Annotated in this window: 17 protein-coding genes and 1 pseudogene; 4 read left to right on the plus strand and 14 right to left on the minus strand. The window is 70.6% G+C overall.

Annotated features, from left to right (window positions below; translation table 11 throughout):
• Window positions 1-150 precede the first annotated feature (150 nt).
• The gene (locus tag AC07F0_RS26525; protein ID WP_478982439.1) at window positions 151-1,662 is read left to right on the plus strand and encodes an MFS transporter; all 1,512 of its coding nucleotides are present in this window, start codon (window positions 151-153) and stop codon (window positions 1,660-1,662) included.
• 57 nt (window positions 1,663-1,719) lie between these two features.
• Here the strand turns inward: AC07F0_RS26525 and AC07F0_RS26530 are convergent, their stop codons facing one another.
• Entirely contained in the window at window positions 1,720-2,220 is a 501-nt protein-coding gene (locus tag AC07F0_RS26530) for an ATP-binding protein (protein WP_478982441.1), read from the minus strand.
• Between the two features lie 235 nt (window positions 2,221-2,455).
• Between AC07F0_RS26530 and AC07F0_RS26535 the strand changes: the two genes are divergently transcribed.
• Entirely contained in the window at window positions 2,456-4,195 is a 1,740-nt protein-coding gene (locus tag AC07F0_RS26535; RefSeq protein WP_478982443.1) for a PP2C family protein-serine/threonine phosphatase, read from the plus strand.
• Between the two features lie 3 nt (window positions 4,196-4,198).
• On the opposite strand, the gene AC07F0_RS26540 is transcribed toward AC07F0_RS26535, so the two are convergent.
• Window positions 4,199-5,230, minus strand: a complete 1,032-nt coding sequence (locus tag AC07F0_RS26540) for a zinc-dependent alcohol dehydrogenase (RefSeq protein WP_478982445.1) — start codon at window positions 5,228-5,230, stop codon at window positions 4,199-4,201.
• 78 nt (window positions 5,231-5,308) lie between these two features.
• Here AC07F0_RS26540 and AC07F0_RS26545 point away from each other — a divergent pair, with 78 nt between their 5' ends.
• On the plus strand, window positions 5,309-7,024 hold the full coding sequence (locus AC07F0_RS26545; RefSeq protein ID WP_478982447.1) for an IlvD/Edd family dehydratase: 1,716 nt from the start codon (window positions 5,309-5,311) through the stop codon (window positions 7,022-7,024).
• 196 nt (window positions 7,025-7,220) lie between these two features.
• Here the strand turns inward: AC07F0_RS26545 and AC07F0_RS26550 are convergent.
• The 5 genes and pseudogenes from AC07F0_RS26550 to AC07F0_RS26570 all read right to left on the minus strand — a co-directional run.
• Window positions 7,221-7,805 (minus strand): annotated as a pseudogene (locus AC07F0_RS26550) (sigma-70 family RNA polymerase sigma factor); the annotation flags it as partial.
• A 19-nt stretch (window positions 7,806-7,824) separates the two neighbouring features.
• Complete coding sequence (locus AC07F0_RS26555) at window positions 7,825-8,829, minus strand: TAXI family TRAP transporter solute-binding subunit (RefSeq protein WP_478982449.1); 1,005 nt, start codon at window positions 8,827-8,829, stop codon at window positions 7,825-7,827.
• Window positions 8,826-10,217, minus strand: a complete 1,392-nt coding sequence (locus AC07F0_RS26560) for a sensor histidine kinase (protein WP_478982451.1) — start codon at window positions 10,215-10,217, stop codon at window positions 8,826-8,828. Before AC07F0_RS26560 ends, AC07F0_RS26555 begins: the two co-directional genes overlap by 4 nt.
• 25 nt (window positions 10,218-10,242) lie before the next feature.
• Window positions 10,243-10,902: a response regulator transcription factor gene (locus AC07F0_RS26565; RefSeq protein WP_478982453.1), complete on the minus strand. Its 660-nt coding sequence runs from the start codon at window positions 10,900-10,902 to the stop codon at window positions 10,243-10,245.
• A gap of 20 nt (window positions 10,903-10,922) precedes the next feature.
• Window positions 10,923-12,272 (minus strand): MFS transporter, encoded by a 1,350-nt coding sequence (locus tag AC07F0_RS26570; RefSeq protein ID WP_478982455.1) that lies wholly within the window; start codon window positions 12,270-12,272, stop codon window positions 10,923-10,925.
• A gap of 169 nt (window positions 12,273-12,441) precedes the next feature.
• Between AC07F0_RS26570 and nshR the strand changes: the two genes are divergently transcribed.
• The gene (gene nshR, locus AC07F0_RS26575; protein ID WP_478982457.1) at window positions 12,442-13,251 is read left to right on the plus strand and encodes an NshR/TsnR family 23S rRNA methyltransferase; all 810 of its coding nucleotides are present in this window, start codon (window positions 12,442-12,444) and stop codon (window positions 13,249-13,251) included.
• 55 nt (window positions 13,252-13,306) lie between these two features.
• Here nshR and AC07F0_RS26580 read toward each other — a convergent pair whose 3' ends face one another.
• From AC07F0_RS26580 to AC07F0_RS26610, 7 genes are all read right to left on the minus strand, one after another.
• Window positions 13,307-13,672, minus strand: coding sequence for a hypothetical protein (locus AC07F0_RS26580; RefSeq protein WP_478982459.1), 366 nt, complete (start codon window positions 13,670-13,672; stop codon window positions 13,307-13,309).
• A 1-nt stretch (window position 13,673) separates the two neighbouring features.
• Window positions 13,674-14,339 carry a DUF5825 family protein gene (locus tag AC07F0_RS26585; RefSeq protein ID WP_478982547.1) on the minus strand — a complete coding sequence of 222 codons (666 nt, stop codon included), beginning with the start codon at window positions 14,337-14,339 and terminating at the stop codon, window positions 13,674-13,676.
• Window positions 14,340-14,361: 22 nt separating this feature from the next.
• Complete coding sequence (locus AC07F0_RS26590) at window positions 14,362-16,302, minus strand: RiPP maturation radical SAM C-methyltransferase (RefSeq protein WP_478982461.1); 1,941 nt, start codon at window positions 16,300-16,302, stop codon at window positions 14,362-14,364.
• 89 nt (window positions 16,303-16,391) lie between these two features.
• A complete protein-coding gene (locus AC07F0_RS26595; protein WP_478982463.1) occupies window positions 16,392-17,456 on the minus strand; it encodes a hypothetical protein in 1,065 nt (354 codons plus the stop codon).
• A 210-nt stretch (window positions 17,457-17,666) separates the two neighbouring features.
• A complete protein-coding gene (locus AC07F0_RS26600; protein ID WP_466351039.1) occupies window positions 17,667-17,870 on the minus strand; it encodes a thiocillin/thiostrepton family thiazolyl peptide in 204 nt (67 codons plus the stop codon).
• Window positions 17,871-17,937: 67 nt separating this feature from the next.
• Window positions 17,938-18,879 (minus strand): thiopeptide-type bacteriocin biosynthesis protein, encoded by a 942-nt coding sequence (locus tag AC07F0_RS26605; protein WP_478982465.1) that lies wholly within the window; start codon window positions 18,877-18,879, stop codon window positions 17,938-17,940.
• Window positions 18,860-21,529, minus strand: a complete 2,670-nt coding sequence (locus tag AC07F0_RS26610; protein ID WP_478982467.1) for a lantibiotic dehydratase — start codon at window positions 21,527-21,529, stop codon at window positions 18,860-18,862. The genes AC07F0_RS26605 and AC07F0_RS26610 overlap by 20 nt, the downstream gene beginning before the upstream one ends.
• Window position 21,530: the final 1 nt, after the last annotated feature.

Genomic DNA, 21,530 nt, shown 5'->3' on the forward strand with positions numbered 1-21,530 from the left:
ACGAGCCCCTTCGCGCGTCACCCGGATGATCACTCCGGGTGACGGCCGGGTGCCTTCGGTGAGACCCATGCCGCTGACCTGCCGTGGTGTGTCCGTGTCCCGGAGGGGGAACTTGGTTCGCCGGTGCGCACACGGTGAGAGGAGCCCGATGTGACAGCGTCAGCCGCGGGCGACCGGAACCAGGGCGCGCAGGAGGCCGGATACGAACCGGATCCGCGCCGGTGGCGGGCCCTGTGGGTCACCCTGGTGGCCGGCTTCATGAGCCTGCTGGACGTCTCGATCGTGGCGGTCGCCCTGCCCTCCGTCCAGCGCGGCCTGGACGCCTCGCCCGCGCAGGTGCAGTGGGTGGTGTCCGGATACGCCCTCACCTTCGCTCTCGCCCTCGTCACCGCCGGCCGTCTCGGAGACGCGCTGGACCGGCGCCGCATCTTCCTGCTGGCCCTCAGCGGCTTCGTGCTCTTCAGCATGGCCTGCGGGGCGGCCCCCAGCATCACGCTGCTGGTGGTTGCCCGCCTCGCCCAGGGCCTGGCGGCCGGTTTCATGGCGCCCCAGAACTCCGCGCTCATCCAGCAGATGTTCCGCGGCGCCGAACGCGGCCGTGCCTTCGGCCTCTTCGGCGCCACCGTCGGCATCTCCTCCGCCGTCGGCCCGCTCGCCGGCGGCCTGATCCTCGCCCTGGCCTCCGGCGACCAGGGCTGGCGGTGGATCTTCTACGTCAACGTGCCCATCGGGATCCTCGCCGTCCTCCTCGGCCGCCGGCTGCTGCCCCGCACCCGGCGGTCCGGCCGGCAGCACGTGGACCTGCCCGGCGTCCTGCTCCTCGGCCTCGGCGTCCTCGCGCTGATGTATCCGCTCGTCCAGGCGGGCTCCGGCGGACTCGGCCGGCTGTGGTGGATGTTCCCCGCGGGTGCCGCGATCCTCTTCGGCTTCACCCGGTGGCAGCGCCGCCTCGTCGAGCGGGACGTCCAGCCACTGCTCGATCCGCGCTTGTTCACCACCGTGCGCGGCTACGCCGTCGGCGCCGGCGTCGGCACGCTCTACTTCATCGGCTTCAGCGGTGTCTGGCTGGTCTTCGCGCTCTTCTACCAGGACGGCCTGGGCTTCTCGCCGCTCCGGTCCGGCCTCGCCGTGACGCCGTTCGCCCTCGGCTCGGCCTGCGGGGCCGCGGTCGCCGGCCGGCTGGTCGACCGGCTCGGCCGCATGCTCACCGTGGGCGGCCTCACGGCCGTGATCGCCGGCCTGGGCGGCACCGCGCTCCTGCTGCGCTTCGCGCCCCTCGGCATCGCGCCCTGGGTCGCCGCCCCGGTGCTGTTCCTCGGCGGCGTCGGCAGCGGCTGCGTGATCTCACCGAACATCACCATGACGCTGCGCGACGTGCCCGTGCGGATGGCGGGCGCGGCGGGCGGCGCCCTCCAGACCGGGCAGCGGCTCGGCGCCGCGGTGGGCACCGCAGCCCTGCCCGGCCTCTTCTACGTGGTGCTCGGCAGCGGCGACGACTACCGCGGCGCCCTCGCCACCGCACTGGGCGCCGCCCTTTTCGGCATGCTGGCCTCTCTGGCCCTCGCCGCGTCCGACCTCAGGCGCGACCGGCGGACACGGCAGCAGCACGGGAAGTGCCCGGAGGACGTCGCCAACAGCCCCGTACACGCACGGCAGAGCTGATTACGCGAAGCGCCGGCCGAGCACGGAAACGGCGCCGGCCGCGTACGGGGACCCGGCTCAGCCGGCGGCCACCACGGCCTGCCCGGCACCCGCGCCCACCTGGTCGTTCGGGGCCAGCCGCAGGTAGGCCGTGATCTGCTTTCCCCTCGCGCGGTTTGCCACGGCGACCCGGTCGCTGACCGTGTGCACCAGCCTCAGCCCATGGCCGCCGACGCGGAACCGGTCACCCTTCTGCACCGCGGGCTGCTCCGCCGAGGTGTCCCGCACGGTGATCGCCAGCCTTCCCCGGAACAGCCGCAGGATCAGCTCGCAGGGCCCGGGAGCATGCCGGATGGCGTTGGTGACCAGTTCGCTGACGACGAGTTCGGCATCCATGGCCATAGAGGCCGGAACCGGGGCGAGGGCGGTGTGCGGGCCGTGGGCGAGGAAGGCGCGCAGGGCCAGACGCGCGTCGACGGCGCTGGCCGCGCCGTCCGCCCAGACCGCGCCGAAGCGCAGCGTGGCGTGCTCGTCCGCGCCCGGCCGATCTGCCGCCTGCTTCCCAAGCGGGAGGACCATACGGAGGCTCTTTCGTTGTGTTCGCCCCAGCGGGGCGGCTCTGTCGCCCTGCGTTTACCCGGGTGCGGACCACGCATACCAGGGCAACCCCAGGCGTTACCTGTCTGCCCCGAGCGGCAGAGCCACACGGGGGCTGGTTTCGCCGCCACGGGGCACACGGGGAACGCCGGAGGGCATCCCTCAGGGGACGAGCCGACAGCCGGCAGGCGCGGCTGATCAGCGAGGAGGCGACGACATGGCAGGGCCGGAGCGTACGGAGACTGCGACGCGGCAGCCCGTGGCCGTACTCGACGCCTCGGTGACGCGAGGACTTGAGGCCATCGGAACGGGGGCCTACGTCGTGGACGAGGAGGGCCGCATCCTCGCGGTCAACAGCCGCGCCCGGGACCTGCTCGCCCGCACCACCGAGGACCTGCTCGGGCACGACGCGCACGACCTGCTGCACCGCGACGCGCACGGGCAGCCGCTGCCCAGGACCCGGTGCGCGATGCGGCAGGCCTTCCACGCCGGACGGACCGCCCAGGCCGAGGAGGACTACTTCGCCCGCGGAGACGGCTCCGTGCTGCCCATCGCCTGGCTGCTCACCCCGTACGACATCGGCGAGGGCACAGCCGGCACGCTCGTGCTCTTCCACACCGTCGGACACACCCCGGAAACCGGCCCTCGGCCGGACCCGACGGCCGGGCCCTTGCGGGAGCTGGAACGACTGGCCCTGCTGGCCGACGCCACCACGCGGCTGACCTCCACGCTCGACGTCGACGAGGCGCTGGAACGCCTGGTGACCCTGGTCGTGCCCAGGCTGGCGGACTGGGTGGTCATCGATCTGATCACCGAGCACGACGAAGTCTGGCGTACCGAGGTCGTCCACGCCGAAGGCGGCACCCTGGTGCGCCGGGACGACCTTCAGGGTCCCATGCCGCCCGTCCCTGAGGCGTCCCCGATGCCCCTGTCCAGAGCCCTGCGCGGCGTGGCCTCCACGGTGGCCGGGCCCGGCACCTACCAGCACGAACCGGATTCCGGCATCGCGCTCGAGCAACGCCGGCTGTTCGACGCCACGGGGATGCACTCGGCGGCCATCGTGCCCATCCGCAGCACCCGCGCGGTCCTGGGGGCCCTGACGCTCGGCCGTGCCGAGGACCCGGTCGCCTTCACCTTCGCCGACCTTCCCCTGGTCGAGGACATCGCACGCCGGGCCGGCCTCGCCCTGGACAACGCCCGCCTGTACCAGCGTCAGCGCAAGGTCGCCGAGACCATGCAGAACCATCTGCTGCCCCAGATGCCATGGGTCCCGGGCCTGCAGATGACCGTCCGCTACCTGCCCGCTCCCGACGCCTCACAGGTCGGCGGCGACTGGTACGACGCCTTCCCCATGTCCGACGGATCCACGGCCCTGGCCGTCGGGGACGTCGTCGGCCACGACCTGGATGCGGCGGCCGGCATGGCCCAGGTGCGCAACATGCTCCGCGCCTACGCCTGGTCCCAGCACGAATCGCCCAGCCGGATCGTCACACGGCTCGACGAGGCGCTCCAGCACATCACGGACGTCGACATGGCCACGATGATCTTCGCCCGGATCGAGGCGGCCGACGACGGCCGGTGGCAGCTGTCCTGGACCAACGCCGGCCACCCGCCGCCCCTGCTGATCAGCCGCGACGGCCTGGCGCGCTACCTCACCGACGGTCACGGCATCCTCCTGGGCACCGGGGCCGACGGCACGCGCCCCGACGCCACGACCCTGCTCCCGCCCGGATCCACCCTCGTGCTGTACACCGACGGTCTGATCGAAGCACCCGGCCACAGCCTCGACGAGGGCCTGAACCGGCTGCGCCTGCACGCCGCCGCCCTCGCCCACCGCCCCCTCCCCTCCTTCACCGACCACCTGCTGCGCCGCGTCCGCCCCGCCGAGAACGAGGACGACGTCGCCCTGCTGGCCCTGCGTACACCTGCCCCCAGGGCGTCGGCCGCCGGCCGGTGACCCTCAGGGCTCGACGTGGATCTTGGGGCCGGGCCCTAAGCCGGCCGGGCGCTCGCCGGCGAGGACGGGGCCCACCGCGTCGAGTCCCACGGTGGCGGCGACCAGCGGCCTGGGGTCGACCGTTCCGGCGGCGTACGCGCGGATGGTGGCGTCGAGGCCGGGGGACGCGGACAGGACACCGGTCGCGGTCACGTCCTTGAGGACGAGCGTGCGGGTGTCGATCCCGCTGGGCTCGCCGGCCAGCCCGATGTACACGAGACGGCCCCCGGGCTCGACCAGCTCCAGGGCCAGCCCCGGCAGCGAGGCGGCGTTCGAGGCGTCGACCACCGCGTCGAAGGACACGTCCGGTACCGACCGCTGTGTCCACACGTCCTCGAAACCCAGGGAGCGGGCGAAGGCGAGGGAGCTCTCGGTCGTACCCAGGAGGTGCACCTCGGCACCGGACGCGCGCAGGAACATCGCCACCAGCAGCCCGATCGTCCCCGGCCCCAGGACCAGGGCGCGGTCCCCGGGCGCAGGCTTGGCGGCCCGAGCGGCGCGCAGGGCGTTGCCGCCGGGCTCTACGAGCGCGCCGAGCACGGCGTCGACGGCGTCGGGCAGGGCGTGCAACGAGGAGGCCGGTACGGCGAGTTGCTCCGCCAGCGCGCCGGGCTGGCCCCCGCGGATGCCGACCTCGCGCCGCTGCTCGCACACATGCCGGCGGCCGCGCCGGCAGCGGCGGCAGGAGCCGCAGCCGAGCATGGTGTCGCCCATGACGCGGCGGCCGAGCCAGGCGGGATCGACACCGTCACCGACCGCCGCCACCCGCCCGGCCCACTCGTGGCCCGGCCGCATCGGGTAGGCGGAGTGGCCTTGGTGGAGGTAGGCCATCGCGCCGGTGAAGAACTCCGCGTCCGTGCCGCACACCCCGACCCGCTCGACGTCGACGACGACCTCGCCGAGACCGGCCACCGGCGCCGGAAGCTCCTGGACCTCGTACGCGCCGGGCCCGGTCAGGACGAACGCGCGCATCACCGGGCGGCGCTCGGTGGGCATGTCGCGCGGTCGACCGTCTGCCTATGCTTCATGACGTTCCGGAATCTAGACCGCTGTACCGTCCATTGGAAGGGCTCCATGGAGAGACTCCGCAGCGCGCAGTGGTACGAGGGACAGGACCGCAACGCCTACATCCACCGGGCATGGATGCGGCGCGGCGTGCCCGGCGACGCGTTCACCGGACGGCCGCAGATCGCCATCGCCAACACCGCCTCGGACCTGACTCCGTGCAACGCGCATCTCCACGAGGTCGCCGCCTCGGTGCGCAACGGCGTGTACGAGGCGGGCGGCATTCCGCTGGACCTGCCGGTGGTGTCGCTGGGCGAGACCCAGGTGCGGCCCACCGCCATGCTGTGGCGGAACATGGCGGCGATGGCCACGGAGGAGATGCTGCGGGCCAACCCCGTCGACGGCGTGGTGCTGCTCGGCGGCTGCGACAAGACGATCCCGTCACTGCTCATGGCCGCGGCCTCGGTGGACCTGCCCGCGGTGGTGGTCCCCGGCGGTCCCATGCTCAACGGGACCTTCCGCGGTGGTCTGCTGGGCTGCGGCACCGGTGTGTGGCAGCTGTCGGAGGAGGTCCGCGCGGGCACGGTCACCCCGGAGGAGTTCACCCGCTCCGAGTCGGCGATGATCCGCAGCCGTGGCCACTGCAACACGATGGGCACGGCCTCGACGATGGCGCTGGTGGCGGAGGCGCTCGGCACGGTCCTCCCCGGCACCGCCGGGACCCCCGCCCCCGACAGCCGGCTGCTGGAGGCCGCGCACCACACCGGCCGGCTGGCGGTGGACATGGTGGGCGCCGGCCGGCGGCCCGCGACGTTCCTGACCGAGGCGTCCTTCCGTAACGCGATCGTCGCGCTGGCCGCCATCGGCGGCTCTACCAACGCCGTCGTCCATCTCCTCGCCATCGCGGGCCGGTTGGGCATCGACTTGTCGCTCGACGACTTCGACCGCATCGGTTCCCGCGTGCCGGTCCTGGTGGACCTCCAGCCGGCCGGCCGCTTCCTCATGGAGGACTTCCACCGCGCCGGCGGCCTGCTCGCCGTGCTGCGCGAGGTACGCGAGCTGCTCGACCCCGACGCGCTGACCGTCACCGGCAGGCCGCTCGTCGCCTGCCTCGACGACGCCGAGATCTGGGACGGCGAGGTCATCCGCACCCGCGACCGGCCGCTGGTCGCCGAGGGCGGTATCGCCGTCCTGCGCGGCAACCTCGCCCCCGACGGCGCGCTCGTCAAACCGGCCGCCGCCTCCCCGCACCTGCTCCGACACCGGGGCCGGGCCGTCGTCTTCGACAGCATCGAGGACTTCCGCGCCCGTATCGACGACCCGGAGCTCGATGTCGACGCCGACTCCGTCCTGGTGCTGCGCGGCTGCGGGCCCAAGGGCTACCCGGGCATGCCCGAGGTCGCCAACATGCCGTTGCCCAAGAAGCTGCTGGAACAGGGTGTCCGGGACATGGTCCGGGTCTGCGACGGCCGGATGAGCGGCACCGCGTACGGCACGGTCGTCCTGCACGTGGCCCCCGAGGCAGCGGCCGGCGGCCCCCTCGCCCTCGTACGGTCGGGGGACTTCATCACCCTCGACGTCGAGGCCCGCCGCATCGACGTCGACGTGCCGGACGCCGAACTCGCCCGCAGGGCCCCCGACCAGGCCACCCTCGCCGGCTTCGCCGCTCCCCGGCGCGGCTGGGAACGCCTCTACGTCGACCACGTCCGCCAAGCCGACACCGGAGCCGACCTCGACTTCCTCGTCGGCTCCAGCGGCTCCGAGGTGACCCGTGAGTCGCACTGACACCTGATCACCCCGGGGATTCACCACGTCACGGGCAGCTCCTCGGCGAGCCGCAGACCGGGCAGACAGCGGGCCGGCATGGCGAGAGTCGTGCAGGTGAAGGGTCGCTTCAGGACTCTCGACACGCAGCACATGACCGAGACGGTGTGCGAGCGGGCCGGCGGAGGCCCGTCCCGGGGGCGTCCCCGGCGCCGCCGAGCGGCTCGGTCCGGCCGCTGGTGGCGGCCGCGAGGAACTCGTCGACGATCCGCCGCGCGGCGGCCTCGTCGACCTCGGTGCGGGCCCTGCCCTGCGCGACGTGCTTCTTGGCGCGGTGGAAGATCTGCTGGCTGGCGGCCTCGGTGGTGTCGAGGAGCTCGGCGATCTCCCGGTGCGGGTAGTCGAACGCCTCCCGCAGGACGTACACCGCCCGCTCGTTGGGGGCGAGGCGCTCCAGCAGGGCGAGGACCGCGTACGAGAGCGATTCACGCTGTTCGGCGGTGTCGGCCGGGCCGAGCATCGGGTCCCCGGCGAGCACCGGCTCGGGCAGCCACTGGCCCACGTAGGTCTCCCGCCGCGCGCGGGCCGAGGTCAGCTGGTTGAGACACAGGTTGGTGAGCACCTTCGTCAGCCAGGCCTCGGGGACCTCGATGCGGTCGACGTCGGTGGCCTGCCAACGCAGGAAAGTCTCCTGCACGGCGTCCTCGGCCTCGCTCGCGGAACCGAGGAGCCGGTAGGCGATGGCCTCCAGGCGGGGCCTGTCTGCCTCGAACCGGTCCACGTCGTTCATGGTCAGGGCCATGACCAGGATCCTAGCGTCGTCAGCCGTGCAGTTCGCGATAGGCGGCGACCGCCCCCGGATGCAGGGGGACGGCGCCGGTGGAGATCAGGCTGCGGGCGTCGAGGAACTGGGTGCCGAGCGCCGCGGCGGGGACGAGACGGGTGGCCCGGCGGACCAGGACGCGGGTGAGGGCGGCGGCGACGGGGGAGGGGAGGCCGGGGCGGCACAGCAGCAGGTTGGCGACGCCGATGGTGGGCACCTCGGGGGTCCCCCGGTACGCCCCGGCCGGCACCGTCACCGCCTCCAGGCCCGACCCCTCCGGGCCGAGGCCGGCGCGCAGCCGGGGCAGCAGGCCGGACAGCGGCAGCAGACGGATGCCGGGACGGGTGTCGAGCCCCGACAGCACGGGGAGCGGTACACCCCCCGCGACCAGCAGGGCGTCGATCGCGCCGGCCCGCATCGCGCGGGCCGCCTCAGGCATCAGCAGATGCCGGACCTGTACGTCGGCGCCAGGGGTCAGGCCCGCGACGCGCAGCAGACGGTCGCCGAGCACGGCACCGCCGGACGCGGGCGCACCCAGCGAGACGGTGCGGCCCGCCAGGTCGGACACGCTGTGCAGGGGCGCCTCGGCGCGCACGGCCAGCTGGACGTAGTTCTCGTAGACCCTGCCGATCGCCCTCAGCGGGATGCGGCGGCCGAACGGCGCGGTGCCGCCGTGCGCCGCCCACGCGATGTCCGACAGGGCCAGGGCCACGTCGGCCCGGCGGGCCCGGAGCAGCCGTACGTTGGCCACGCTGCCCTCGCTGTGGACCACCTCGCAGGACAGCCGGGGGTAGGCGGCCGTGACCTGGGCCGCGAGCAGCCGGCCGAAGGCCGCGTAGAACCCGTCGGTCTCGCCGGTCGCGATCCTCAGCTCTCCCTGCGGGCCGCTGTCCGCGCGCCGCGCGTCCGCCGCCGCGAAGCCCGCGAGCAGGCCGGCACCGGCCGCGCCGAGTGCGGTGCGCAGGACGGTACGGCGGGTCGTGGGGCGGGCGGGGCCGGTCATGCCGTGTGCCCCTTCGGGAGGACGACCCGGACGCACAGACCGTGCGGTTCGACCGCCGTGAACTCCACGTGTCCGGCGTGACCGGCCACCAGCCGCTCGGCGATCGCCAGGCCGAGGCCACTGCCGCGTACCTCGCGGTGGCGTTCCGAGCGCCAGAAGCGGGTGCCCGCCCGGGGGAGTTCGCCGGTGTTCAGGCCCGGCCCGTCGTCCCGCACCTCGAACACCGCGTCCGCGCCGTCGGTGAAGCAGCGCGCCGCCACGCGGGCGCCGCTCCCCGCGTACTTGATCGCGTTGTCGAGGAGGATGTCGGCCACCTGGGCCAGCTCTCCCTCGGGGCAGGCCATGAGGACGGCAGGACCGGGGGCGAACTCCAGGCGCACACCGGCCTGTTCGGCCACCGGCTGCCACAGCCGGACCTGGGCCGCGGCGACCGCCGTCGCGTCGCAGCCCGCATCCCGCGCGTCCGTGACGGCCAGCTCACCGGCGCGGTGCTCGGCGTTCGCCAGCGTGAGCAGGTCGTCGAGGAGGTGCTCCATGCGTTCGAGCTCGGACGTCACCCCGGTGTAGGTGCGGCTGGCGGAGGTGCGCAGATGGGGCTGGAGCGAGTCGATACGCAGCCGCAGGGCGGCCAGGGGGTTGCGCAGCTGGTGCGAGGTGTCGGCGACCAGCCGGCGTTGCTGCTCCAGCGCGGTGGTGACCGCGTCGGCCATGCGGTTGAAGCCGGTGGCCAGCTGCCGCAGCTCCGGCGGGCCGCCCACCCGCGCGTGCTCGGGCGGCAGGCCGGCGGCCAGGGTGCCGACCGCGTGGTCGAGGCGGTGCAGCGGCCGTACGACCCACCGCGTGGCCCGGCGGGCGAGCAGCACACAGGCCACGGCGAACAGCCCGGCGCCGGCCAGCACCAGCGCCCACCGCAGGGCGATGTCGTCCGCAGCGGCCCGCACCGAGGCCCGCAGCACCACAGCGCCGGACACCCTGGTGCCGGTGCCCACGGGCCGGGCGAGCAGCCGGTCGGCCCGGGACCAGGGCCGCAGCGTGCCCCCGGACGAGACGGGCTGGTTGCGCAGCGCCGCGTCGACGAGCCGGGCGACGGCCGGGTCGGCGGCGCGCAGGCCACCCGTCTGCACCAGCGGGGCGCGGCGGGCGTCGACGACCACGACGGCCTCGCCGTAGATGTCGGTGTAGCGGCGGACGTCGGCCGTGAGCGCGCCGGTGTCGTCGCTCTCGGCGGCCTGCTCGGCCAGCCCGGCGAAACGGTCGAGGTCGGCGGTGCGCGCCGCGACGAGCTGCTGGGTGCGCTGCGCGGCGGTGACGGCCAGCAGCGGGACGGCGAAGCCGGCCACGGCGAGGACCACGAAGGCCAGGACCACGGTGAGGACGCGGGTGCGCATGAACAGGGCTGCCGTACGTGACCGGCTAGTCGCCGAAGCGGTAGCCGAAGCCGCGGATGGTGGTCAGCAGCTCGGGGCGGCCGAGCTTGGCCCGTACCTGAGTCAGGTGCACGTCGAGCGAGCGGGACACGGCGAGGAAGGCGTCGCCCCACACCTCGTCCATCAGCTGCTGGCGGCTGACCGCCGTGCCGGCCCGGGCCGCCAGCGCGGCGAGGACCTCGAACTCCTTCGGCGTCAGCCGCACCTCAGCGCCGCCGACCGTCACCCGGCGCGCGTCGAGGTCGACCTCGACGTCGCCGACGCGGACGATGCGCGGCGCCGGGGCGGCGAGTGCCGTGGCGCGGCGGGTGACGGCCTCGATACGGGCCAGCAGCTCGGCCAGCCGGACGGGCTTGACCAGGTAGTCGTCGGCGCCGAGCCGCAGACCACGCACCACCGACCGTTCGTCGCCCCGCGCGGTGAGCACCACCACCGGCAGGGCACTGACCGCGCGCAGCTTGCGCAGCACCTCCAGGCCGTCCAGGTCGGGCAGGCCGAGGTCGAGCAGCAGCAGGTCCGTCTGCCGGTGGCGGGCGAGCACGTCCTCGCCGCGCCGCACCCGGGCCGGCAGGTGGCCGTTGTCGTACAGCGCCTCGGTCAGCGCGCCCGCCACACCGTCGTCGTCCTCGGCCAGCAGCACCCGCACGGTCGCCTCCTTCCCGCTCGTCAGCCGCGAGACCGGGAAACGTCCTCGTCCAGCGGCGACGCGTCGGAGGTCTCGCGCATCCGAATGTAGACGAGCAGCGAGATCAGGACACAGGCGGTGACGTAGTAGAAGTACCAGTTCTCGTGTCCGGCGTTCTTGAACCAGAGGGCGACGTACTCGGCGGTGCCGCCGAACACGGCCACGGTCAGCGCGTACGGCAGGCCGACGCCGAGCGCCCGGATCGAGGTGGGGAACAGCTCGGCCTTCACCACCGCGCTGATCGAGGTGTACAGGGAACTGACGGCCAGCGGCCCGACCATCAGCAGGAACGCGTACACGGGGTCGCTGGTGTGCGACAGCAGGGTCAGCGAGGGCACCACCACCACGCTCCCCAGCACCCCGAACGCGATCAGCAGGGGACGCCGCCCCACCCGGTCGGAGAGCAGGCCCATGACCGGCTGGAGCACGACGAACACGAGCAGCGCGAAGAAGTTGATCCAGGCCGCCGTGGGCTTGCCGATGCCGCTGGTGTTGACCATGAACTTCTGCAGGTAGGTGGTGTACGTGTAGAAGAACAGCGTGCCGCCCATGGTCAGCCCGACGACGACCAGGCACTGCCGCGGATAGGACAGCAGCAGCCGCAGGCTGCCGCGGGCCGGGCCGCTGCGCTCCTGCTCGCCTTCCGACGCGGCACGCTCGAAGCTCTCGGACTCGTCCATGCCGCGCCGCAGCCACAGCACGACCACCGCCCCCGCGGCGCCGACGACGAACGCGACCCGCCAGCCCCAGGACTCCATCTGCGCGGGGCTGAGCAGCTGTTGCAGCACGATCTGCAGGCCGAGCGCGGTCAGCTGGCCGGCGATGAGGGTGACGTACTGGAAGCTGGAGTAGTAGCCGCGGCGGCCGGGCGAGGCCACCTCGGACATGTAGGTGGCGGAGGTCGAGTACTCACCTCCCACCGACAGACCTTGCAGCAGCCGCGCGGTGACCAGCAGTACCGGCGCGGCGACCCCGATCGAACCGTACGACGGCGTCAGCGCGACGATCAGTGAACCGGCCGCCATGAGCGTCACCGACAGCGTCAGCGCCGCGCGGCGGCCACGGCGGTCGGCGTACCGGCCCAGGACCCAGCCGCCGATCGGCCGCATCAGGAACCCGACGGCGAACACCGCGGCGGTGTTCAGGAGCTGGGCGGTCTGATCGCCGGAGGGGAAGAAGACGGAGGCGAAGTAGACGCTGAAGGCGGTGTACGCGTACCAGTCGTACCACTCGATCAGATTGCCGATCGATCCGCGCACGATGTTGCTGACGACCCTGCGTTCGTCGCGGCGCGGTGTGCGCGCACGCTCGGGGGTGGTCTGTGTGGCCATCGGAACTCCCTTGTCTGCGGCCCGGGAGCACACAGAGTCGACGGCGCGAACAGCGTCGCTCAATGCCGGGAGCCAAGTCCTTACAGTCCCTTAGGGCTCGGGCATGTCGGGAGTTGAGATCTTGCTATCGTGAACCGCGCGGCCTCGAACGGGGAAGAACAGGACGACCATGACTGATCTGGACATCATCGACAATCCGTCCGATCCGGCGGTGCAGCGGATCATCGACGTCACCAAGCCGTCGCGATCCCACATAAAGACGACGTTGATCGAGGACGTCGAGCCGCTGACGCACAGCATCGCGGCCGGGGTGGAGTTCATCGAGGTCTACGGCAGCGACAGCAGTCCTTTTCCGCCTGAGTTGCTGGATCTGTGCAGGCGGCAGAACATTCCGGTCCGCCTCATCGACTCCTCGATCGTCAACCAGCTGTTCAAGGGGGAGCGGAAGGCCAAGACGTTCGGCATCGCCCGCGTCCCTCGCCCGGCCAGGTTCAGCGACATCGCGAGCCGGAGCGGGGACGTCGTCGTTCTCGACGGGGTGAAGATCGTCGGCAACATCGGGGCGATAGTGCGGACGTCGCTCGCGCTCGGAGCGTCGGGGATCATCCTGGTCGACAGCGATATCACCAGCATCGCGGACCGGCGTCTGCAACGAGCCAGCCGGGGTTACGTCTTCTCGCTTCCCGTGGTTCTCTCCGGTCGCGAGGAGGCCATCGACTTCATCCGGGACAGCGGTATGAAGCTGATGACGCTCAAGGCGGACGGCGACATCTCCGTGAAGCAACTCGGGGACAGCCCCGACCGGCTGGCCCTGTTGTTCGGCAGTGAAAAGGGCGGGCCTTCCGACCTGTTCGAGAAGGCGTCTTCGGCCTCGGTTTCGATCCCCATGATGAGCTCGACGGAGTCTCTCAACGTGTCCGTCTCTCTCGGGATCGCGCTGCACGAGAGGATCGAAAGGAACCTCGCGGCCAACCGTTGAGCGTTCGTCAGTGGTGACCACCTCACACGGCGGCGATCACCACTGACGAGTCGAATCACGCCGATTCACCGGCGGGGTCCGCGGCGGACACCTCCTCGAAGGCGCGCCCGACGCCCTTGAACGACTCGATGGCGCTGATGCCTTCCGCGATCGCCTCGACCGCGAAGACGCTCGTGGACGTCGGCGGGTAGCCGATGAGTTCGATCGCCCGGCTCACCGACAGCGGATTCCCCACCTTCGCACCGTCCCAGAGGTACACGGCCCCCCAGTAGCCCCGCTCGGCGTCCGCGAACCAGGTCTTCATCCGCATCCCCTTGAGCGTGGAGAACGCGTCCACCGCGTAGTCGCGAAGGTACTCGCGGAGACTTTCGACCGTGGCGTCCGACTTCTCCAAGTTCCATATAACGATGCTGATGTACATGTCATACCTCCCAGGCCGGCAAGGCCCAGCGCCTCAGCCGGTACGGCGCCCACCAGACACCGCCGCCGATCCGGACGGCCAGGTGCTGTTTCTCGAACGCCGACATCGCCTGGTCCGGCACGGAGTCCGCTCCGCGGTCAGCCAGCAACGACTCGATCGCGTCAACAAGGGGACCGTCCGAGATCGTGAGCCGGCGCAAGCCGGCGTGGCGCCGGTCCCGGATCTGCACGAATCCGGGTCCCCGGCGGAGGAAGCACCGCCCGATGTGGTACCTCGCCCTCCAGGTGGCCAGCACCTCGTCACCGCGCGGCCCCTCCAGGACCGCCGGCGGGAACAGGTGGCTGAACACCCACCACTCGGGACCGCCCGGCTCGAGCTGCGCCCGCCAGTCCACCTCCAGGCCGTAGCTGGTGAGTTCGCGGATGAAGGAGAGCACCGGGATCATATGCTCCGTGCCGGGTCGCCCGCTGAGGTCGACGACGGGTTCGATGGACACGAACCGCGCGCCGGACTGATAGATCTGGTGCGCCTCGTCCGCGACGTCTGTGCCGAGTACGCGGTCGCCGAGATGCATGTTCGGCATGGCCCGCACCGCCGCGTCACCGTGGCGCCACAGGCTGAACCGCACGTCGAACCCGCTCTCGGGAAGGGTCGCGACCCCGTTCATCGCTGTCACTGCGCTCTCCCCCTCACACTGCCACGGGCGCCGGAGCCGGGCGGCCGGCCGCCAGCAGTCCCTGGCCCACCTGGATCTGCATGAACCTCTGGTTGCGGTCCTTCGTGACGACGTGGATCATGCGGCCGGCGTCCGTGAAGAGCAGGCCCAGTTCCATGAACCGGTCGATCACGGCACCGACGTCCGTCTGCCCGAACCGCTTCGCGCACTCGCGCTCCAGGTACTCCATCGACCTCGGCTGGTCGAGGAGCTGGAAGAGCGCCTTCTCGACGTCGGTGGTGAGCTGGACGACGTCCCAGTCGAAGCCCGGCCGGGTGTTGGTGATCGTGATGCCCTCGTCGGTCTCGAAGTAGGACAGCTGGCTGCGCCAGTGCTGGTTGCGCCACTCGTCCAGCCCGGCGCGCAGCTTGTACGCCATGTCGTTCCCGATGCCCTGGTGCGTCGCGTCGAAGATGTACGCGATGTCGAACAGTTCCTTCTCGGGAAGGTCATAGGTGAGTTCGTACTGCGTGGCCGCCCACCGCTCCTGGAAGCCGAGTGAGGGGTTCTCGAAGTACGGGGCGAAGCGCTGGACGGCGAGCCGGTCGTCGCCGCCGGCCGGGCCCAGGTGGTGCAGCTTGGGGAACTGCTCGATGATCTCGGCGTAGTCCTCGTCGGTCTCGCCCGGGAATCCGTAGAGGTAGGCCCAGATGACGGTCAGCCCCAGCGACTCGGCGTCCCGCAGCATGCGCACGTTCAGGCATCCGGAGACGCCCTTGTCCATGAGCTTCAGCACCTTGCTGCTGAGGCTCTCGACACCGGGCTGGATGCAGACCACGCCGCCCTTGGCGATGATCTCGAGTTGCTCGTAGCGCAGGTTGGCCTTGATCTCGTACATCAGCCGCAGGTCGATCTCCGCCTCGGCGAGATGGGGCAGGAGCGAGTCCAGGTAGGCCATGTCCAGGATGTTGTCGACGATCATCACGTCGAGGATCCTGTGGCGCTTGGCGAGGGTCACGAGGTCGTCGATGAACTGGTCCGGCCGCTTGCTGCGGAACATCATGCTGGCGCCGTTCAGCCCGCAGAAGGTGCAGTGGTGCTTCTCGCCCCACCAGCAGCCGCGGGAACTCTCGATGACCAGCCTGGGCTCCAGCCAGAACCGGGCGTGCGACTTGGCGAACTGCTCGAAGTACTCGTCGTAGTGGGGCAGGACCATCGCGGCCGGCGGCAGCGGCTTGGTGCTCACCGCGTTGAAGACGGAGGTGCCGCTCTCGTCCCTCCAGCACAGGCCCGGGACGGCCTCGAAGGCCGGCTCGTCCGCGCGCAGTGAGCGCAGCAGACCGGGCCAGGCCAGCTCGCCTTCGCCGCGGACCACGTAGTCGATGAAACCGAAGTTGCGGTGCAGCGCCTCCCCCATCGGCCCTTCGCAGTTGGCGCCTCCGAACACGGTCAACGTCCGGGGGGACAGTTCCTTGAGGCGCCGGGCGACCGCGAGGGACGCGGTGAGGGTCTGGAACGTAGTGGTGAAGCCGACGACGTCGGGCTCGCCGGAGGCGATGCGCTCGGCGAGTTCGTTGGTGAACTCCTCGACGTGTTCGTGGAGCCACAGCGTGGTCTGCGTCCGGCTTTCCACGGTCGTTCCGTGGGCGAGGTCCTGCCCGGGTTCGAGGGCCGCCTGGGGACCGAACTTCGCGAGGAACTCCGGCACCTTCCACTTCGGGTCGTGGTAGAGGGCCGAAGAGAAGACCCAGTCGCCGGTGCCGATGTAGCAGCTTTCGAGGTCGTAGTACCTGTAGTCCTCGTAGTCGAAATCGGGGCGGCGCGCGGTGATCCAGTCCACGAAGTCGAGGTTTCCGTATACCACGTCGACCTGGGCGTCGGGAAACTCCTTGAGCGTGAGCCTCTTGAGCAGTCCGAGCGCCAGGGATGGAAACCCGATCGGACTCCACGGCACATTAGCGAGCACAATGTGCATGATTCTCCTCCGTTGAGGTCAATTTCGGCCGGACCATTGCGTAGCTGGAGGCGTGCGGAGCCAGATCCAGACGGATTCCGGTAGTAGAGCTATCGATGCGCGAGTTCCTTGGCGACGGCGTCGAGTCCCGCCGCCAGTTCCTCGGTTGACTTTCCTGCCAGCTCCTCGTTGGCGCGGGCGAGGAGGTAGCAGAGGAGGAACCGCTCAGCCAGGTTGAATCCCATGGTGTAGAGACAGCTGTACAGCAGGCTCGTCTGAATCCGGTACGCCAGGAAATCCGGGTTCCGGTGCAGGAGGTCCGACATCTCGTGCGACAGTTCCTTCGAGTGGAAGCTGCTGCGCGACAAAGCGGCGTCGGGGGTTTTGTGCAAGTCGTCGAGCGTAGGCCCGTCGTGGACGATGAGTCCGGCGCGGCATTCGTCGCGCAGGGTGCCGAAGTGCTGCCGGACGACGTCCACCCAGGCGCGAGCCGGCTGGTCGTCGGCGGCGGGCAACGGGGCTGACGCACAGTCGCCGATGAATTCCCGGGCAGCCGAGCCGAATTTCTCGTAGTAGGCGGCACAACGACGCTCAAAGGCATCGGGGTCCTTGGCCTGCGCAGTCTTGGCGCCTTCGTAGTGTGAGCGGTAGCTGAGCATACGGAGGCTGAGCAGTTCGCCGAAGTCGCGGGAGGACATCTGCCGCTGCTCGGACTCCAGCAGGGTGGCGCCCGAATGTGCGACCATCAGGCGCAGTGCGAGCAGGTAGGCCTTGGCCGTGTCGCCGCCGATCTCCGACACGCTGCGGGCGAGGATCGGCGCCACGGCGCGGTAGAGCCGCTTCGCCGCGGCGTCGAACCCGTCCCCGCCGATCCCGGAGTTCCACAGCGGGGAGGGGATCTCCTCGAACGGGACCTCCGCCATGGCCGGACGCAAGCCGTGGCGGTCCGCCGCGCGTTGGACCCGGTCGCGCGCCTCGCCCGCGGTGGCCGCTTCGGACTCGAGGCTGATCTGCAGACAGTCGCGTCCGGTCGTCTGGTCCCACGTGCGCACGAAGTAGAAGTCACCCGGCCAGGGGGGCTGGGCCGGCCCGAACAGGTCGGTGAAGAAACCGCGGACCACCTGCGGCAGCGTTCTGTCGCCCCCGTCGAGGGGGATTGTCACAAAGACATGCACAATACGTACCTCCGGGTACGTCGCTGTCACCGGGCGCGCATTCGGTGAATGGCGCCCGGCGACAGCGACTATCCTCGCCGCCCTGTCAAGAAGACGACGACGATGTCGCGCAGGCCCCTTTCGCGGAATGAGGAAGGAGAAGGATTCGCTGCCGTCGGGCGCGCATTTCGTGAATGGCGCCCGACGGCAGCGACATGTTGAGCCGTCGGGTCAGGACGACGAGGACGACGACGAGCTGGTCGTGCAGCCCGTGGTCGTGCACGAGGCCGCCATGACCTGCGACAGCGTTTCGTCGCTGTAGCTCGAGTCCTCAATCAGATCCGAGATCTCCAGCGCGTTCAGGTCGAGCTGCTCTGCAGCGTCCACTTGAAACACCTCCCTTTCGGTTTCGGTTCCATTCCATCTTACCGCCATATGGCGGTAGTTGTGGTGACAAGAGCTGAGAAATCCACATAGTCACGATCGGATTCCTGCGCTCCGGTCAAGCCTTGTGCGGCACCCGCAGTTCGGTCAGAGAACTCCGGATGACATACGCCAGGAATGCCTCCGCGGCCGGAAGAATCCCCAGGCGGTTGTTGGTCGTGTGTATGTAGTTGGCCAGGCAGCCGGCATACGGGGTTCCCTCGAGCGCGAGCTCCGCGAAGTCACTCCCCGTCGGTTTCTCCTGCACCGCGAGTGTGGAATTCAGCGCCGTGGCGTAGATGTCGTGGAAGACGTCGGTGGCTCCGTCGCGCCAGACCGCGCTGCACAGGTTCGTGACCCTGCTCCGCGTCTTCTCGTACACGGCCGCCCATTTCTCCTCGTAACCGGGCGGCACCCACCTGAGCCAGTCCTCCTCGTAGGCGCTGAGGAAATCCTGGCTCTGCTCCATGTCCAGCCCGGAGCCTTTGAGGGACATGGCCATGATGCGCATGGCCAGACCCGCCGGCGACGCCTTGAGTTCACGGTCCGACCGGTCGGCGAGGAGATCCAGCACCGCGGCCGAAGTGGAGCGGAAGAGCTCCTCGGCGATGCGGAGTCCCGTGGTCCCGCCGTACTTCGCGTACTCGGGCGAGTAGGGGGTGGGCTCGATGGTGCCCGGCGCCCTGACCTCCTCGGGCTTCGCCCCTTCGAGATCTGCCAGGCCCGGCTGGAGGGAGGACTGCTCCTCGTACTCGGAGGCCTGCTCGGCGTTGAGCGTGGGCATCGCCGCGGCCAGCATGCCGCGTACCGACTCGACGGTCTCGTCCGAGGCCCGGTGGAGCCTGAGCCGGATGTGCGGACCGCCCTGCCAGTACCTCAAGTACCAGAAGCGGTCCCGCATCCCGGCGTCCCGCACGACTGGACGGATCACGTCCCGCAGGAAGGTGGGCTGGAGGGACATCGGCAGATAGATATGGAGCGGCCGCCACTCGGCGTCAGGTTCAGTCCCTGTAGAGCTCAACGAAAAACTCCTCTGCCGCCGCCGGTCCTGAGCCGCCGTACTCGTCGGTCGCCGGCATGCACTCTCGAATGGACACATAGACGTCGTCCCGCGTCAGCGCGGTCTTCGCGAAGCTGCGCACCAGATACGGATTGCGGAAGTCGACATACATGGGCTTGTGGACACTGGCCCTGTGCAGGTGGTTGAAGTCGGTCCAGTCCCGTGGGATCTCCTCGACCAGCCCGGACAGCAGGTTGTACTCGTCCAGGCGCTGAGTCAGCACGAACGCGTGCTGGGGCAGGCCCTGTTCGATGCGCCACTGGTCGAAGCGCAGCAGCGCCGGGTACGAGTCCTTGCTCAGCTCGGACAGTTCGGGGATCTCCCGTGCGGGCACCGTCCAGGTCCTGCGGCTGGCGACGACGTCGCCGACCATCAGCCGGGGGGACGAGCCCGGGTACCCGCGGTGACCCATCGCCCGCCCGATGTCGTCCATCGGCGCGTAGTTGTACCGGATGGTCGGGCTCAGGGCCTCTATGAGGTTGTAGAGGACCGGCACCACGATGGGGAGCAGGAAGTTCATGGGGGTCAGATGGACGCGCTCGTCGAGCTCGGGGTCCCAGAGGAGCAGCCCGCGGTGGGCGTGGTCGATCCGGATCATCAGCTTGTCGAGGCTGTAGGCCTTCATCTCCGGCGAGGTGGGCCAGGTGCCGGGGTAGTTCAGCACCCGGTCGGTGAGCGGCGGGTGCAGGTTGAAGTTGAGCCCGGCGACCATGTTGAGGTCCGTCTGCCCGGGGAATGCCTTCCTGAGGTGTTCCCGGACGGCCGACCGGAGCGTCCAGCCCTCGGCGGCCGAGCCCTCGATGAACGAGCTGAAGCGCGAGAAGTAGACGCCGTAGCCCGTCAGGACGCCGTTCACCACGACGTCGGGCGACGGGGCGCCGCCCGTGAGCTGGACCCGGAAGGTGATCGAGTCGGGGTCGACGCAGTCCTCCACGCCTGCGCACGCGTCCTTGAGCGCCTCGGGGGACATCCGGACGACGCCGTCCTCGGGCACGAGCTGCCCGCCGATGTCACGCAGGGCCTGGTCGCGCTGCGCGATGAAGGTCTCCGCCGCCGAGGAGTAACGCCCCCAGAACACCGCGTCCTGCTCGGCTTCCGAGAGCTGTACGAGCTTCTCGAAGAACGTCACGAAGGGCACGGTCTCGCGGTCGCCGAAGTTGTTCGCCGCGAAGGCGTACACGCCCAGCCGCTTCGTGTGGCCGTAGTCGAGCATCGACGACAGCCGCCACAGGCTCTCCAGCGCGGGGACGCTCTTGGCCACGGATTCCCGGTTCCAGGTGGCGGGAGGGTCGGGAGTCCAGAGGTCCTCGTACACCGGTGCCCGGGAGATCTCGGCGGGGGGCGCTTCCAGCCCGCAGATCTCGGCGATGCCGGTGAGGGCCTTGTCCGCGGCGCTGAGCAGCGGCCTGCGCTTCTCCGTGGGCGCGTCGGAAAGCGCCGTTTCCAGTTCCACGAGGGTGTCGAGGTGACCGCTCATCGCGGACACGGGCGGGGTCGTCCCGGCCCTCAGGACCCCCGCCAGCTTCTCTGAGTATCCCGGGTCCTGCTCGTCGAAGCCGGGGCTGACGTACAGCAGCTCGAGCCGCAGCATCGCCCGCAGGGCCTTCCTGCTGGCCTCGTCGTTGCCGGTCAACTCGGTCAGCGCCCGGAGCACCTCGGGCACCGACGCCGTGCCGGAGGCCATGACGGTCAGGATGCAGTTGACGACCCTGTCGCGCTTGAGTCTGACGACCGTCTCCGAGAGGCCTTCCCCGCCGCCGTCGGGGACGAGCCCGATGAACTCGATCGTCTTGTCGTCCGCGCGCAGCGACGAGTTCAGCAGCACCTGGCAGAGGTCGATGCCGCCGTCGACCCGTCGCAGTCCGGCGACCAGCCAGTTGACCAGCACCCGGTTCAGTGTCGACGTCGAGTACGTCCGGGGCTCGGACACGGCGTGCCCGGCCTCGGGAAGATCCGTGGGGAAGGCGCCGACCTCGGTGAACCGGCCGAAGGGCGACGGCTTCAGCGCGGCGCGATAGGCGAAGTTCACCAGCGTGGACTCAAGGACGCGCAACCGGCTCGGCTTGACCGTACCCATCTCGCCCGAGGTGTACCGGCGCAGGCTCTCGTAGAGCTGGTCGCCCGAGAGCTGGATGCTCCTCGCCATCGAGTCGTGCTCGAAGAGCCGGGCGAAACCGGCGCGTGCCGACTGCATCCTGGCGTCGAACAGCGACTGTGCCTCGTCCTCGCAGCGCCGCATCCGCTGAACGAGGTCGAACCACTCCCGCAGCGCGGCGACCGTGTCCGTTTCCAGGTGCGGTTCCACGACGTCGATCCGCCCCGCCGCCGGCTCGGCACGCTGGTTGTAGACGTCACGGCGCAGCCGGACGAGATCGGCACGCACCGACTCGTCCACGTGCGGGACGAACCCGGCCAGACGGTCGGACACCTCTTCCGCAACCCGCGCGCATTCCGCCCGGAGACGGCGGCTCTCCTCGATCCGCGCCCAGGTCTCGTCGAACCGGAGGTCCGCCAGTTCGGCTACCGGCAGCCGACTGCGCCGGAAGAGGACGTACGGGCTGACCCTCGCGGTGGACTCAGCCGGCGGCTCCGCATGCTCATCCGATCGCACG

It is taken from the genome of Streptomyces sp. NPDC045955, from assembly GCF_056430805.1.